Here is a 13988-nt window from a genome sequence, read left to right as displayed (position 1 = left end):
GGTATGGGTTCGCGTTGGGACCGCTCAGTGCGCATCCCAGCCCCACTTGGCGAAGATCTTCTGCCCTGCAGGCGACTGCAGGAACTCGACAAACGCCTTGGCTTGCGGCTGGGCGCTGCCCTTGTGGGTCAACACGACCCCAGCGTCGCGATAGATGCGAAACGGTTCGTCCATCGGGACGACCTGCGCCAACTCCGGGTTGGCGACCTGCCAAATGTTCCAGATAAGCCATGCATCGATGTCTTTTTGCTGTGTCCACTGTTGTTTTGCGGCGCCGCTGTTTGGCGCCTCCGGGAACACCATATTGTTGCGAAACGCGCGGACCATGGCAATGTCACCGGTGCGTCCAGCCACGTCTTCCCACAAGGCCGTCTGGCCGGCACCTGCAACAGTCAGCACCTTGATGCCAGGCGAGAGCAGGTCACGGAACCCCCGGATCTTTTTCGGGTTGCCTGGTCGCACCAAAATTGCGACCGGCCGCAGGTACATCGGTTGCGCCTCGGCGAGATCGAACGCGCCGGGCAATGCCTTGGCATAGTCGGTAAACATGTTTTCGGCACCGCTGAAGATGACGTCGGCATCTTGCTTGGCCTTGTCAATCCATTGGTTGGTCGGCCCGGCAGCGACGTTGATGGTCATCTGGTTCGCCGCGCCAAAGGCCTTGGCCGCTTCCTGGATCGCCGGAGCCGGCCCGCCGGGACCGTAGACATTGATCGCTTCCTGTGCAGTCGCCGGTGTCGACCAGCTCGCAACCATGCTCAATAACAGGGCGGTCGAAGTTAAAAAGCGTTTTGTGTACTGGTTCATCGTGGCTCCTGGTAGTGATCGAGTCGTCAGCGCGACGCGCCCGACGCCGCAGTGGTCGAACTCCGGCCCTTTTTCGGATCGGAGACACCAGGAATGTCGGAAGTCGGCCGGGCAAACTTTCCCTTCAGATCGTCGACACCCGTCTGCGGGCGCGCCAACCGCTCGAGATCCGAGCGCTCGCGACGAAGTTTTGCGCTGTCGATGCCCAGGCGTTTGTCGCGCTGTTCGACGATGCCGGGAAGCGGCTCGCCGTCCCGGTTGAACGACCATGCGAGCATCGGCTCTCCGAGCGGGAGTTTGTCGGCCTGCATGCCGAACATACCGGTGTTCCACACGTGCCACGTCTTGCCGTAGCTGTTCATCTTGCCTTTCATCAGGGCCTTCTCGGCCACCGAGGGAATGCCCGGCGCGACCAGTTGCCCAGACAGGATCTCGCCGTTGTGCGGGTGCCAGTACTTGCGCTCCGCCTCGGGCAGCGTGGCGAACACCTTCTCCGAAATGATGTACTCGATGCCGTTGAGGTTGGCGCTCTTCGTATTGCCATCGAACAGCGCGCACTGCGCGAAATCTTCGTTGACCTGATGACAGAAGTGGTGCGCCTCCATCTGCATTTCCGGGTGGTCCTTCATCGGGTGAAAGCCGTCGAGGTAGATGTCCAGGATGTCAACGGGCCTGTTGCCCTGCAGGGTTTTGGCCCCCAATTCAAGTGTGCGCGTTTTGACGCTCTTGTCGGCGCCAGGCGGCGCGTTTCGCACGTCCGTCTGGGCAGAAGCAGGTTGCAGCAGAAGCATTGCCATGAAAGCCGAGACGGTGATCGGCTTAATTGCCAGGCGGGTTGGTTTCATTGCGACTTTCTCCTTGTTACGAGCGGCTGCCGGCGCGCTCGTGTGAATTGGCGGTGGTGGTGCACGCGTGAGCGCATCAATCGGGGATCAGCGCGTAGCCGCGCAACTGCAAGTTGGCCAACGTCGTCAACGCCGCCACATCGATCTCTACCCGCTTGTCGACGGCTTCTGGCGCAATCGACGCGGCGGCCAGCGCCTGGCTACACACTCGAACGGACACACCTGCTTTCTTAAGTTGGTCGATCATTTCAAGGTTGGGGTTCGCAGCACCGTTGTTGCGGGCGCGGTAAGGGGTGTCGTCCATCACGATCGGCGTCGCTTTGCCGTGCATCACTGCCACCACATCGCCAGCAACCGGCCGAATACCATCGGCCGCCAGCAGATTCATGAAGCGCGCCACCTTGTCGAGGCTCGCATTCGGCTTTGTCGTGTCGTCGTTGCCTTGGGTTACGCTGAACAGCACCTTGTAGCGAAGCGACTTGCTCGGATGCTCAGCAGCACGCGGAGCGGTATGGGTGGCACCAAAACCCGGAACGGCAAGCCCCGCCAGCGCTTGAGTCTGCGCCTGGGTCAGCCCAGTGGTCATGGCGAGGAGAAGTGCCGCTGCAGCCGCTGTTGTAGCGGCTCGCATTCGAAGACGTTGTTGCATCAGGAACCTCTTGGAGAAAGATGATTGAAAAGGCCTAGAGTCAGGCTTATGGAATCGTGGGCTTGGCCAGAGAATCGCAGACGCGGTGCAGCCTGACGGCGGCATCGTCTGCGACTTCGCGAATCTTCGAATTGCCGGTCAAGCCGACCATCAGCTGCGGGTCGAGGAAGCCGACCGTCACCTGACCGTCGGCGTCTTGCCGCACGATCACGTTGCACGGCAACAGCAGGCCAATGTCGGGCTCGGCCTGCAAGGCCCGGTGCGCGAGAGGCGGATTGCAGGCGCCAAGAATCCGATAAGGCGGCATGTTGATGTCGAGTTTTTCCTTCATCGCGCCGGCCACATCAATATCACTCAGCACGCCAAAACCCTCGGCCTTGAGCGCGGCCAGCACTTGAGGCAAAGCAACGTCGAAAGTCGTCGAAAGCGTCGTCTTAAATCCGTAGTCAGACATAGATTGCTCCTTGGTTTAAAAAAAGATTGAAATGGGTGTCCGGGGCCACTCCTTCCACCGAATAAGCGATTGGCGACATATTTCCAACAATACGGGCAAAGCATGCGACGCCCGGAAGCATCCTGATGGAGTCAAAGCAGAAAAGCGGGGCGCAGAAAGGAGAAGGCGCGACCATTTCAAGGGCTCCCAAGCACATGCCCGTTGACGGTCTTGCCGTACAGCGAGTCATCGGTGTCATGGTACTTTTTACGCGTCTCAGCGACTGACTTTGTGAAGCGCGGGTCTTGAGGGCGTTCATGGCTGTTCATAAAGACGGCGACGTCCCAGGCCTCCTGCTCGCTTAAAGTGCCGCCTTTGCCCAATGGCATGTTGGCCTGAATGAAGCCGGCCGCGTTCGCCAGCTGGTGCATGCCGGCACCCCAGTTAAACGACTTCGGTCCCCACAGCGGCGGAAACACCTGCTTGTCGCCAGCGCGCTGGCCCAGGCCATCGGCGCCGTGGCACAGCGCGCAGTTTTGCGCATACACCTTTTCGCCGCGTGCGTAATCGGCCGGCTGCTCAGGCTTTTTGAGCTTGGGGTAGCCGCTGCCCGGCAGCGGCATGCCCACCGGCGCGCCTTTGGCAAGCCAGAACGCGTAGGTTTGCAACGCCGTGATGATCGGATCATCGGCGGGCGGCGCCTTGCCGTTCATGCTGTACTCGAAGCAGCCCTGAATGCGTGAGGCCAGCGTGTCTACCTGGCCGGTTTTGCTGCGAAAGGCCGGGTAGTGGATGAATGACGCCCACAGTGGCGCTGAATCGGCCTTTCTGCCGGCATCAAGGTGGCAGTTGGCGCAAGTCAGATTGTTGCCGACATAACGGCTGGCGTACTGGCCCGTTTCCATGAACACTTGCTGCCCCAGCCGGATGACCTTGCCGTAATCCCCCGTAGGCATGGTGCTCTCGGCGGGCGGCGTAAATGTAGCAGTCATAACTGCCGGCTTTGCACTGGCACTCGGTGCGGACGCAGCGCGGCTGTTCGCAGGCGTAATTCGCGCAGAAGGCGTTTGTGCAAACGGGACAGCGGTTGAAAGAACCGGCTTGTCAGCGAAGCGTGCCAGCAGTATATTGCCGCCAACCGTAACCACCAGCAAAACGGCGCCCATAACGCCCACAAATAGCAGTAAACCATTTACCCGAAACGTGGGAACCCGTGGCTCTGTTGTCATGGAGCGCCTTTCGTTTGGGTTGGTGCTGCAGGGTTCATGACACCTGGAGCGCCCGCAGCGCGGGGCACATCTGGTATGCCTGTTCGCTTTGGTAACGCAATCTTTTCGTAGTAAGCAGCGACGGCGGTAATCTCGGCGTCCGATAGCTTTTTGGCCACGCCGGCCATCAGTGCCAGTGGCCCAGGGGGGCGGTTGCCTGCTTTCCAGGCCTGCAGCTGCTCGGCGATGTAGGCTGCAGGCAGGCCGGCCAATGGCGGAAAGGGGGCGCCAACGCCACTGCCGCCCGGACCATGGCATTGCGTGCAGGCCGGGACTTGGTCAGCCCAGCGGCCACGCGTGGCCAGCCAAGCCCCTGTATCGGAGGTCAAAGGCTGCTTCAGATCGACGGCAAGCAAGGGGGCTTGCAACTGGCTGAAGTACATCGCCACCGCCTGTCGCTCGGCCGGCTGCAGGCCTTGTGCAATTGGCTGCATGATGGGGTTTTTGCGAGCGCCGATTGCGAACGCATCGAGTTGCGCCAGAAGGTAAGCTTCGCCAGTTCCTGCCAAGCGTGGAAAGGCCCCCATACCTTCGCCCTTGGCACCGTGGCAACTGATACAAGCAGCTACACCTTGCGAGGTACCTTGCGCAGCGATCTGCTGCCCTTGCTTTGCAAGGTGCGCCGAAGTGGTCGTGACAGCAACGCATAAAAGCACGCTAGCCGCAATACGTTTCACTGTGCAGAAGTCCGCCTCGCTCACATTTGAATTGTGGTGTTTGCGCGCGAACATAGCATCTCCCATTTTTCGGAATTAACGCCGGCGGCCCGCGGCCCGCGGCCCGCGGCCCCACCGCAAAGCACAACCATTCATGCTTGCATCACGCCCTTGTCGTCGCATCAGAGTCAAAGCCGATATGTGTGGCAATTCCAGGCTGTACAAGCCAGCTTAGTTCCATTACTTCTTCATCATCTCATCCATCATCATCTGCATGTCTTTCACAGAGACCATGCCGTTACTGCTTTTTTTTACCTTGTCATACATCATCTCGTGATGCTTAATGAATTCGTCTTTGGAGATCATCCCGTCGCCGTTGGTATCCATCATCTTCATGCCCATTCCGTCTTTCATGGCCATGCCACCGTTCATTGAGTCTTGCTTCATCATTCCATCTTGCGCGCATCCAGAAAGACCAATCAAGAAGGTAACAGCTAGGCCTAGATAAATTACTTTTTTCACGGTGAGTCTTTATTCATTAAAAAAATCGAGTTGGCATATTGCTCGAATAATTTTGGTAGATAAGAACTAATACAAAGCATTATTCGACTGACTACTCGATCTACTGTGTAGGATAAAGTGGATAGATAGCTGTCGCTCCTGCCGCACAGCAAATATCACCTGAGCTGTATCAGATGTTCAGTTCCCAATCGCGGCGTAGTTTGCAAAGCGTGTAATCGATTTTGGTCATGACAATCTTTACTCCGTTCACCCGTTGTCTTTTGCAGGGCGGTTGCGGTTTTTAGAATTGGCCCAAAACTAAGCCGTATTTCGGGAGCGTGGCTAAAGCCTTTTTTTTACAGCAGCTGTGCATGCTCCCTTGCGATGTGACAAACCCATCATTTCCATGAACCTTGCACCAAAAGCTGTTGGCTCGATTTGGCTTGTTCAAGCCAGCGCAGCAGACACGCGCCTCGGGCGCAGATTGATTTTTTTGAAGACCAATATGAATACAGAATTTTCAGAGGACGATCAAGAAGAACTTGCATCGGAGATGCACAAGGCTGTTGGGAGCCTCAATGTTGCCAAAGTGCAATCGCTGCTTGCCTCTGGCGTCCCATCCGACGTGTGGGGCATCACCGAAGACTATGACCTGCCCCTTCAAACCGTGTCGCGCCGCGACGGCGACAACGCTTTACCAATTGTCAAGGCTCCGGTTGAAGCGGGCGCTGACATCGATTTTCAGGGTGACTACAACTGCACTGCCCTAGCGAGGGCTACCGAGGCAAGTGGTGAGTCGAATCAAAGCGATTGGGCCATCGCCCGCTACTGAGTCAGTGTAGGTGCGAACCCGAGTCTCTATGATAAGGATGGCCGTTGCCCAGCAGAAAATGCAAATTGCAATGGAAAAAACGACGCCGTTTTGGCAATGCTCGAAGCCGGTATGGACCCCAACGTACGCGGCCTTGTCGGACCATTGATATGTTATTGCGCCTGGGATGATGCCGATATGGTTCGGGTGCTTCTAGCGCGGGGTGCCAACCCCGAAGGCCAAGGCAACAGGATTAATGGTGACAAACAGACGCCTTTGCAGCAGGCTGCAGAAGCGGTTGACGAAGGCGGTGACGAAGCCATGTTTTGCGACATAGCCATTCAGTTGATTCAAGCCGGGGCGGACCCGACGCAGATTGACCCCGCACCCGATTGCTTAGCTGCGTTTCTTCTCGCCCGTAAAGAAAAGGCCGCATTTTTGGACTTGCCTCCGGGAAGAGTCGGGCCGGGAATACACCCAACGCTTTGACTGTTGTAGGTTTAGCCATTTCAGTTTGGCCGTGGCGCTTTGTTACGGGTACAAAGAGACTTTGTATCCCGCGAAAACTAAAACGCTGGCCTTTCTCAACGAGAGCTTGAATCCACCCCTGGAATGTCTTTTCGGTAGGCAAAAATTTTGGGAGGTACACATGGCAGCAGCCGACAACAAGTCTTCGGCTGAACAATTCCTCGCCAGCGCAGAGCTGCATAGCGACGGGAAATCGGTTACGGCGTTCGATCATGGTGGCGGTGGTACGCAGAGCGTGAAAGCTGTGGAAGATTTGCTCTTCGATCCCATCATGAGAACGATTGCACAGGACGATGGGGAGGCTCTGCAAGGCATCTTGGATTTTACGAATGGCCTTCACCTAAATGTTTTTTCGTTTGATTTTCCTCTGGGCAACTTAGAGACTAATGAGGAGACTATGGTCAACATGCCAGTCATGTGTTTCGCAATGGACAGAGAAGCTTGCTTTGGTGTGTCTTTGGACTATCTGATAACCGCATCGAAAGCCCCAAGCGACACGCATCCACTGCTGCACAGTCTATTCACGTCTCATGCGAACGCCTATGGCAATCCAGAACTCCCTGCGCCTCGAGCGCGCATGGCAGAAAAGCTTGTCGTCGGCTTTATGGAAGTGGCGGACAGCCAGGGGCAACTTGAAGTAGCCTTGACACTCCCCTTGCCGCCGAAGATTCTCGAGGTTGCCCATCGAGTGGCTGCTAAGTCGAATTTGGCCAAAATGCCTAAATAGCAGTCGAGGAGGTTTCCCCTCCTTGTCGGCTCACTGGCCGGCGTGCGGTTTCTTCAACTCGCCCTGCTTGAGTTAGGCAGTTTGATTGTGCTGACGTTGCTCCTCATTCGGATTTTCTGTTTCGATGTCGCCCAGTCGGGAGTACGTGAGCATGTCGGAAAACTGGTTCTTGGTCCGAAGGTTAATGCAGTACCTGGGGCGTAATTTAGCTCAAATGGACGGCAAGCTCGAACGGCCCTGCGCGAGGCTTTTTGGCGGAGTTTTAAAGCCTGTCCAATGTCCTACTTCGCCTTTGGCTGCTGGATTTTGACGCTCAAATTTCACGATGCGGCGGAAGGTGCGAAAAGAGCGTCTATCGACCTCCAGCATTTCATCCTAAATCAGAGCCAAATTCTGTTAGATATGGCTTATAACCCTCATGGATAATGGGTTGCGCTAATACTGCTGCATCATGGGCGTGTGAAGACTTGTCTTGTCTGGGGAGGCGCTGATTTTCAAGGGTTTTCTCTGCATTCAATCGTCCGGCATTTTTTAGAGCCGGAATTTGCCGTCATGGGTCATGGCCCGCTATTCTCCGTCAGGTCTGGCGTTCAGGATAAGCGCCGGAAGCGGGGCCGAAAAAGCAGCTTATTCAACCGTGCGCCTGGCCGCCACCCACGCCTGGAATTCGGCGTCCTCAAAGCGGTAAATTCCGTGGTCAACCCGGGCCAGCAATTGCAGCCTGGGACCGGTCAAACGGCGCAATGAGCCTCTGGGCACGGTAGCTGTCACGGCTTCAACTTCCAGCAATTCCTTCAGTTGGTTCAGCGTGGCGGCGCCAAACAGGTCTTGCACGCCGCGCGCTGCGAGCAGCAGAACTGCACGGTCCGGCCTTGGGAGTTCTTTCCAGGTCCGGGCATAACCGGTGTCGTCGTGGACGCGCGCCTGGGTGTATCGCAGCGCCTCTGCCGAACCCTGTTGCTGGTACATCAGGTAGCGTTCAATATACCAACGAAAAAACTCGGGGGTCTCCTTCAGGGCCGCAAAAGCCTGCCGCGCCTCGTTCACGTCAAGCGGCTGCCTGGCGGCTTTGGCAAGCTGGCCCACCATGGCGTCAACAAATTCGCTGCCGAGCAGGGGAAACGGCTCAAGCGGCGCCCAGTTGTAAAAAGGCGCGGCAGAACGGGAGAACATCTGGCGTAGGGCTGCTTCGGATGATCCTGCAAACAGCACCTTGATCCCGGCCTTGCGGATATCCAGCCCGGCGCGCAGGGAATGTGCCACGGCGCTGTGTTCGGGTGCGGCCAGCACCTGTGCTTCGTCGATGACCAGCAGCAACTTCTTTCTGGAATTGTCTGCCATCTGGAGCGCCGCCTGGATGGCCGGTACCGCGATGTTTTCTTTTTCCGCGAGGTCGACCTCAAATGAGGCTTCCAGCCCCGCAGGGAACTTGCCACCCGCTTTGAGTTTGCGAATCGGGCTGCTCAGGTCTTGCCAGAACCGGTCCAGGCCTTTGGCTTGTGTCGCCTGCAAAATAGCTGTCGCCAGTGCCTGGCCGGGATGGGCGGTATCGTCCCACAGGTTGGTATAGGCGGCCAGATAGCCACCCTGAAGCGCTGCCGGCAGCAAGTCGTGCTTGAGGAATTCGCTTTTGCCCATGCGGCGCCGGGCAAACAGCCCGCGGGCCGAGGTCAGGCCGATGTCGAAAGCCTGCAGATAGGCTTGCGCCAGCGCGGGCCGTGCAAAGTGCCACGGATCAGTAAATACGCTCATATTCCTGATTTTATCAGTCGGTGGAAAATTTCCATTGAACTGGAAATTATTGGAAAATCAGGAAACCCGCCCGTTTGACACTGTCCCGTCCGCTGAGTAATTCAGACGCGCACGCGGTTCGCTGCGAGCCGTAACTCTGTGGCAATTGCGCAGCCCAGTTGCAGGCGGCGCAGCAGCCAGGGTGTCAGATCGGTGGCAACCAGCATGTCCGGCCGCTCCAAATGGGGCTGGCCCGCAATGCTGAAGTTGGGCGGGTGGTGATTCGCGACCGTGGGCGTTTTGCCTGAAAGCTCGGCTTCGATGCATTGCGCGGCATATTCCAGCGCGGGCCTGGCTTGTTCCAGGTCGAGCTGGCTGCGTCGCAGCAGCAACAGGGATTTCACGGCCGTCAGCTGGGCTAGCAACTGGTAGCTCCGCGCCTGCAGGGTTTCCAGCGGCTCCAGCGGCGGTCGAACCTGGCGCGGTTCGGCCAGGGAGCGCTGGGTCGCCAGCGTCAGCGCCGACAGGCTGTCATAGGCTTCGCGGCGTGCCAGACGCCAGTTCACGTCCGAGGTCTGCGTGCTGCCCAGCAACGCCAGCGCCAGCCTGGCATGCTGGCCCTGCGCCTCAACGCTCCGCTTGACCAGCCCCGGAATCTGGCTGCGTTCCCAGGCCGGCAGCACGTAGCTGAACAACCAGGCCAGCACGGCGCCGAGTACCGTGTCGGCCAGGCGTTCGCCAATCGAAAACGTGGGCTGCAGGCCCACCAGCAGCAGATGCGCCTGGAGCAGGCCGCTGACGGTGCCTGCAATCGTGGTGTACAGGTAGCGGCGCAGGGCAAACGCATGCGCCATGCCGGTGCTCAGGGCGACGATCAGGAAAAGCACCTTGGCGCCCGGGTGAGATGTCAACAAAGCCATGACCAGCAAACAGCCGAGCACGGTGCCAGCAACGCGCGCGTTGCGGCGTTGCACGGTTTGCGCCAGGTTGCCACGCATGACGACGACGATGGTGATCAGGATCCAGTATTCATGCGTCGCCCAAGGCAGATGCAGGGCAACCAGGTAACCGGTGGCCACAGCCAGCGTTGCCCGCAACGCATAGCGCAAGGTGGGGGCGCGCCAGCTCAGCTGCCCGAGCAGGGGTTTCCAGCTCCAGGTGGTGGTGCTGACGAACAGTTGCCACTGATTGCGAACCAGGCTCAACTCGGGAGCAGCGTCTGCGCGCGCCAGCGCCGCGATTTTGACCGCTTCGTCGTTGATGTGGCCAATCCGGTCGGCCATGTTGCGCAGCAACGCGGCCGTATCGGGCACGTCCGTCAGGATCGGCTGCGGGACGAGGGGCGCAGGAGAAGTATGGCGGGGCGGCAGCGCGCCGGCCAGCTGCGGGCGCAGGTCGGTAATCGGGCGAATCGCCTGTCGCCGCCGGCCCAGCAGCAGCGCCATGCCAAGTTCCTGTATTGCGTCGGCGGTCGCGTTCAGCGCCTTTTGAAGGGCTGGCAGGTGCGGCGCGGTGGCCTGCTGCTCAAGCAACACATCCAGGTCCAGGTCGCAGGCCAGTTGGTGATCACGCGCTTCCAGCAGGCTCATCAGCATGGCTGCATATTGCTGGCGCGGGCGGGTCGTGGGCGACTCCAGCACCAGATCGCGAGTGGCTTGCAGGTGATCGGCAAAGCTGGCCTGCTGGTCCAGCATGGCTTCGAGCAGTGTCTGGTGGTCGGGCTCGGGGCCGAAGCGTAGTGCCTGCGTGCGTAAAATCTGGCCAAAGCCGTGCAGGCATTCGGCCAGCAGCTGGGCCCGAAAACGCTGGTTCAACAAGTGGGTGGTCAGTACGGCCCAGAGCAGGTAGAGCACGGCGCCGGCCATAAACCATCCCGTGTGGGAAAAGACTTGCTCAAGTGAATTCAGCGGTGGTGCGGCCATTGAAAACAGCATTGAAAAAAGCAGCGAAAAACAGATCGGTCCGCCGCGCTTGCCCCAGGCCATCATCATCACCGCGAGGAAGGTGCCGGCCACCAGCACACCGCCCAGCAGCAGTTGGTCCTGACGGGTCAGCTGCACCAGCATGAACAGCGGTGTGCCCAGCACTGGCGCGGGCAATACCTGCATGATCTTGCGCCGGCGCGGCGAGGGCACGTCCGGCAGGCTGGTGATGATCACGCCGACAGCGGCACTGGCCGCCGCCGCCAGACCGGCAGACTCAAACAGCACAAGCATGATCAGCACCAGTCCGAGCGAGACGCTCAAGCCGTTGGCCACATACTGGCTCAGGGCAACGCGCAGCACGTCTTGAGCCTTGCCGCGAAGCCGGGATGCCAGCGTTTCCAGAATGGTCGGGTCGGTCGGGTTGCGGTTCATGGTGCGTTTTGTCCACACTGTATCGAATCGCGGTCAGTCTGGCCGGCGCGTAGTGAATGGACCGGGTGTTCAAGGGTAGCCAAGCGGTCGCCTTGATCGTTGAGCCCGCAGCATTTTTTTTACTTCATCGGGCGTGCCGGCACTTTTAAGGGGCACCTTGGCATGCGGGAAAAGTGCTCGTTGAAAGCCCGGTGATCACCGGGAGTGTCACGCGTGGTTTCGGTTGCCATGTCCGGTCCCCTTGCCGTGCGCATGCCAGCGGCCAGAGCCTTGTGTACGGCAATTGGCGTGTGCTGTTTCGTGGAAGTGACCCCGGCAGCACCAGAGGTGTTGGCATGAATACCGTGTCGATACGCTCGCGCAGCGCGGTGACTGTCCTTCCAGGAGCGATGGCAAAGGTCCTCGGGCGCGTCTCGGCCGCCAGCGCCAGTGGGGGCGGAATATGCGCCGCAGAGGCCCGCCGCTGTCGACGTGGCGGTCAGGCCGGAAAGTACCGCGTAGCCCACGGTTAAAACGCCGATAGATTCCCGACGACCGGCTGGTTCCAACCGTGTCGTAAGAGGGCTTGCCACCTGGTGCGTTGTCCTTCGACGAGGTTTCTCAAGCTGCGCAAGGGAGTGAAAGATGGCGTGGTTGCGATCCTGATCAGCAGGCAGTTGCGGGCCGTAGCGCCTGGCGACGACGAGCGCAATTTCAAGAATATCGATGGCGTCCAGACGCAATCCGCCTCCATATAAAGGTTCGTCTTATGGCACATCGACTGCGGCTACTTCCAGATTCAGGGGGCTTACCACGAGTTCGGCGACTTCAAGCAGCAGGTCTGCATCAGCAGGCGCAGATGTTGCTGAACGGTGTCTTCAAACACAACAGAGGATCGGTTGGCATGCCGGATGGCCGAGAGGGGAAAACCAGACAGGTCTGCGCCGGACCTGCTGACAGGAGCGAACGCGACCTTCGGCCTGACCGGCGGCGAAAGGGCGCTTTGGCCGGTTGCAGGCTAGAACGGTGCGTCTTCTGGTGTGCCGCCATCGCGCGCCGGTACAGGCTTGATTCTGCGTGCCTTGAGGGTGGTCTTTTCCGCCCGGGCTGGAGCCGGTGTTTCGTTGCCGTCCGTGTCTTCCCGGGTTCCGGCTTCAGCATCTGAATCCTGCAGGGACTGACGCACTGCGGCCTTGTCGCCGGCGCCGGCAAACTTGCTGTACTTTTCCAGGGTCGCCACCAACTGGCCGTAAATGCGCGGGTTGGCTGCAAGGCATTCGCCCTGATCCATGAAATCCGCCTCACCAGTGAAGTTCCCGATCAGACCACCGGCTTCGGTAACCAGCAGCGAACCCGCGGCCACGTCCCACGGTTTCAGGCCGACTTCAAAAAAACCGTCGCTGTTGCCTGTTGCGACATAGGCCAGATCAAGTGCCGCCGCGCCGGGTCGGCGTACCCCCGCGCACTGGCTCATGACTTCGCCGAGCATGTTGAGGTAAGACTTGAGCTTGTCGCCGGGGCGGTAGGGGAAGCCGGTCGAGATCAGGCATTCCTGCAGGCGGGTGCGCTTGGCCACGCGCAGGCGGCGGTCATTGACGTAGGAACCGCGGCCTTTGCTGGCGCTGTAGATGTCGTTGCGGGTCGGGTCATACACCACAGCCTGCTCGATTTTGCCGCGTACCGAAAGCGCAATGCTGACGCAATAAAACGGAAAGCCGTGGATGAAGTTGGTGGTGCCGTCCAGCGGGTCGATGATCCAGATGAATTCGGAGTCTTTTGCACCATGCTCGCTGCCTGATTCCTCAGCCAGAATGCCGTGGCCCGGGTAGGCCGTGAGCAGGGTTTCGATGATCACGGCTTCAGCTGCCTGATCGACTTCGGTGACGAAATCGTTGGTCTGCTTGACTGAAACGCGGACTGCCTCGACATCAAGTGCGGCGCGGTTGATGAGTGCGCCGGCGGCGCGCGCAGCCTTGACGGCCACGTTGAGCATGGGGTGTAGATTGCTGGACATAAATTGTAGATAAGAGCGGCAGGAGCTGCGGCCCGCTAATTCGATGTAGCGGAGGCAGGCGACAATGTCCCCATTTTACCGGCTTCCCCTCGTGTAGCCGGAATTAAGCCGAAACCTGAGGCTGGTACACCGCCAGAGCGCCGGATTTATTCATGAAAACCCGTTTTATCCTGATCAATACCAGTCACGCCGGCAATGTCGGCGCCACGGCCCGCGCCATGAAAGTCATGGGCTTTGATGACCTGGTGCTGGTGGCGCCGCGCTGGGCCAATGTTTTGAACCGGGAAGAAACCATCCAGCGGGCCAGCGGCGCGCTTGACGTGCTTCAACATGCCCGCATTGTCGCCACGCTGGACGAAGCGCTTGATGGCATGGTGCATCTTTGTGCCACCGCCATGACGCCGCGCGACTTTGGCCCACCCACCCGGGCGCCGCGCGCGCATTTTTCCGAATTGCTGGGGGCCGCCCGGTTGCTATTAAATCAGGAGCTGACAAGTACGGAAAATAGTGGACAAGGGCCGGAATCGGTCGCTTTTCTGTTCGGTTCCGAGCGTTTCGGCATGCAGAACGAAGACGTGTACCGCTGCCATGTGGCCTTGAGCATTCCGACCGATCCGAAATTCGGCTCGCTGAATCTGGGCGCGGCGGTGCAGCTGATCGCCTACGACTGGCGCGAAGCGCT

At 59.1% G+C, this 13988-nt stretch carries 14 protein-coding genes; 4 read left to right on the top strand and 10 right to left on the bottom strand.

From position 1 onward, the window contains the following. Window positions 1–24: 24 nt before the first annotated feature. The 7 genes from HHJ19_RS12680 to HHJ19_RS12650 all read right to left on the bottom strand — a co-directional run bounded on the left by HHJ19_RS12680 (window position 25) and on the right by HHJ19_RS12650 (window position 5180). Window positions 25–807, bottom strand: a complete 783-nt coding sequence (locus tag HHJ19_RS12680; RefSeq protein WP_296907958.1) for a substrate-binding domain-containing protein — start codon at window positions 805–807, stop codon at window positions 25–27. Window positions 808–833: 26 nt separating this feature from the next. Then, window positions 834–1652: an OBAP family protein gene (locus tag HHJ19_RS12675; protein WP_296907955.1), complete on the bottom strand. Its 819-nt coding sequence runs from the start codon at window positions 1650–1652 to the stop codon at window positions 834–836. Between the two features lie 76 nt (window positions 1653–1728). After that, complete coding sequence (locus tag HHJ19_RS12670) at window positions 1729–2301, bottom strand: DsrE family protein (RefSeq protein WP_296907952.1); 573 nt, start codon at window positions 2299–2301, stop codon at window positions 1729–1731. 46 nt (window positions 2302–2347) lie between these two features. Then, window positions 2348–2755, bottom strand: a complete 408-nt coding sequence (locus HHJ19_RS12665; RefSeq protein WP_296907950.1) for a DUF302 domain-containing protein — start codon at window positions 2753–2755, stop codon at window positions 2348–2350. Between the two features lie 176 nt (window positions 2756–2931). Further along, window positions 2932–3786 (bottom strand): c-type cytochrome, encoded by an 855-nt coding sequence (locus HHJ19_RS12660; protein WP_296908078.1) that lies wholly within the window; start codon window positions 3784–3786, stop codon window positions 2932–2934. A gap of 173 nt (window positions 3787–3959) precedes the next feature. Continuing rightward, window positions 3960–4733, bottom strand: coding sequence for a c-type cytochrome (locus tag HHJ19_RS12655; protein WP_296907948.1), 774 nt, complete (start codon window positions 4731–4733; stop codon window positions 3960–3962). A 165-nt stretch (window positions 4734–4898) separates the two neighbouring features. Beyond that, window positions 4899–5180 carry a hypothetical protein gene (locus HHJ19_RS12650; protein ID WP_296907946.1) on the bottom strand — a complete coding sequence of 94 codons (282 nt, stop codon included), beginning with the start codon at window positions 5178–5180 and terminating at the stop codon, window positions 4899–4901. Between the two features lie 385 nt (window positions 5181–5565). On the opposite strand from HHJ19_RS12650, the gene HHJ19_RS12645 reads away from it, so the two are divergent. From HHJ19_RS12645 to HHJ19_RS12635, 3 genes are all read left to right on the top strand, one after another. After that, the gene (locus tag HHJ19_RS12645; RefSeq protein ID WP_296907944.1) at window positions 5566–5991 is read left to right on the top strand and encodes a hypothetical protein; all 426 of its coding nucleotides are present in this window, start codon (window positions 5566–5568) and stop codon (window positions 5989–5991) included. Between the two features lie 96 nt (window positions 5992–6087). Then, window positions 6088–6459 carry a hypothetical protein gene (locus tag HHJ19_RS12640; protein ID WP_296907941.1) on the top strand — a complete coding sequence of 124 codons (372 nt, stop codon included), beginning with the start codon at window positions 6088–6090 and terminating at the stop codon, window positions 6457–6459. A 160-nt stretch (window positions 6460–6619) separates the two neighbouring features. Then, complete coding sequence (locus HHJ19_RS12635; RefSeq protein WP_296907938.1) at window positions 6620–7225, top strand: hypothetical protein; 606 nt, start codon at window positions 6620–6622, stop codon at window positions 7223–7225. A gap of 627 nt (window positions 7226–7852) precedes the next feature. Here the strand turns inward: HHJ19_RS12635 and HHJ19_RS12630 are convergent. The 3 genes from HHJ19_RS12630 to HHJ19_RS12615 all read right to left on the bottom strand — a co-directional run bounded on the left by HHJ19_RS12630 (window position 7853) and on the right by HHJ19_RS12615 (window position 13306). Continuing rightward, window positions 7853–8977 (bottom strand): hypothetical protein, encoded by a 1125-nt coding sequence (locus HHJ19_RS12630; RefSeq protein WP_296907935.1) that lies wholly within the window; start codon window positions 8975–8977, stop codon window positions 7853–7855. Window positions 8978–9078: 101 nt separating this feature from the next. Next, window positions 9079–11313 carry an FUSC family protein gene (locus HHJ19_RS12625; RefSeq protein ID WP_296907932.1) on the bottom strand — a complete coding sequence of 745 codons (2235 nt, stop codon included), beginning with the start codon at window positions 11311–11313 and terminating at the stop codon, window positions 9079–9081. A gap of 997 nt (window positions 11314–12310) precedes the next feature. Then, window positions 12311–13306: an inositol monophosphatase family protein gene (locus tag HHJ19_RS12615; RefSeq protein WP_296907931.1), complete on the bottom strand. Its 996-nt coding sequence runs from the start codon at window positions 13304–13306 to the stop codon at window positions 12311–12313. A 152-nt stretch (window positions 13307–13458) separates the two neighbouring features. On the opposite strand from HHJ19_RS12615, the gene HHJ19_RS12610 reads away from it, so the two are divergent. Beyond that, window positions 13459–13988 (top strand): TrmH family RNA methyltransferase (locus HHJ19_RS12610; protein WP_296907928.1); only part of this gene is annotated, 530 nt, incomplete at its 3' end.

It is taken from the genome of Polaromonas sp. (genome assembly GCF_012927415.1).
In the GTDB taxonomy this organism is placed as follows: domain Bacteria; phylum Pseudomonadota; class Gammaproteobacteria; order Burkholderiales; family Burkholderiaceae_C; genus Polaromonas.
Note: the sequence above shows the minus strand (reverse complement) of the source record. Positions and strands in the feature narration are given on the sequence as shown.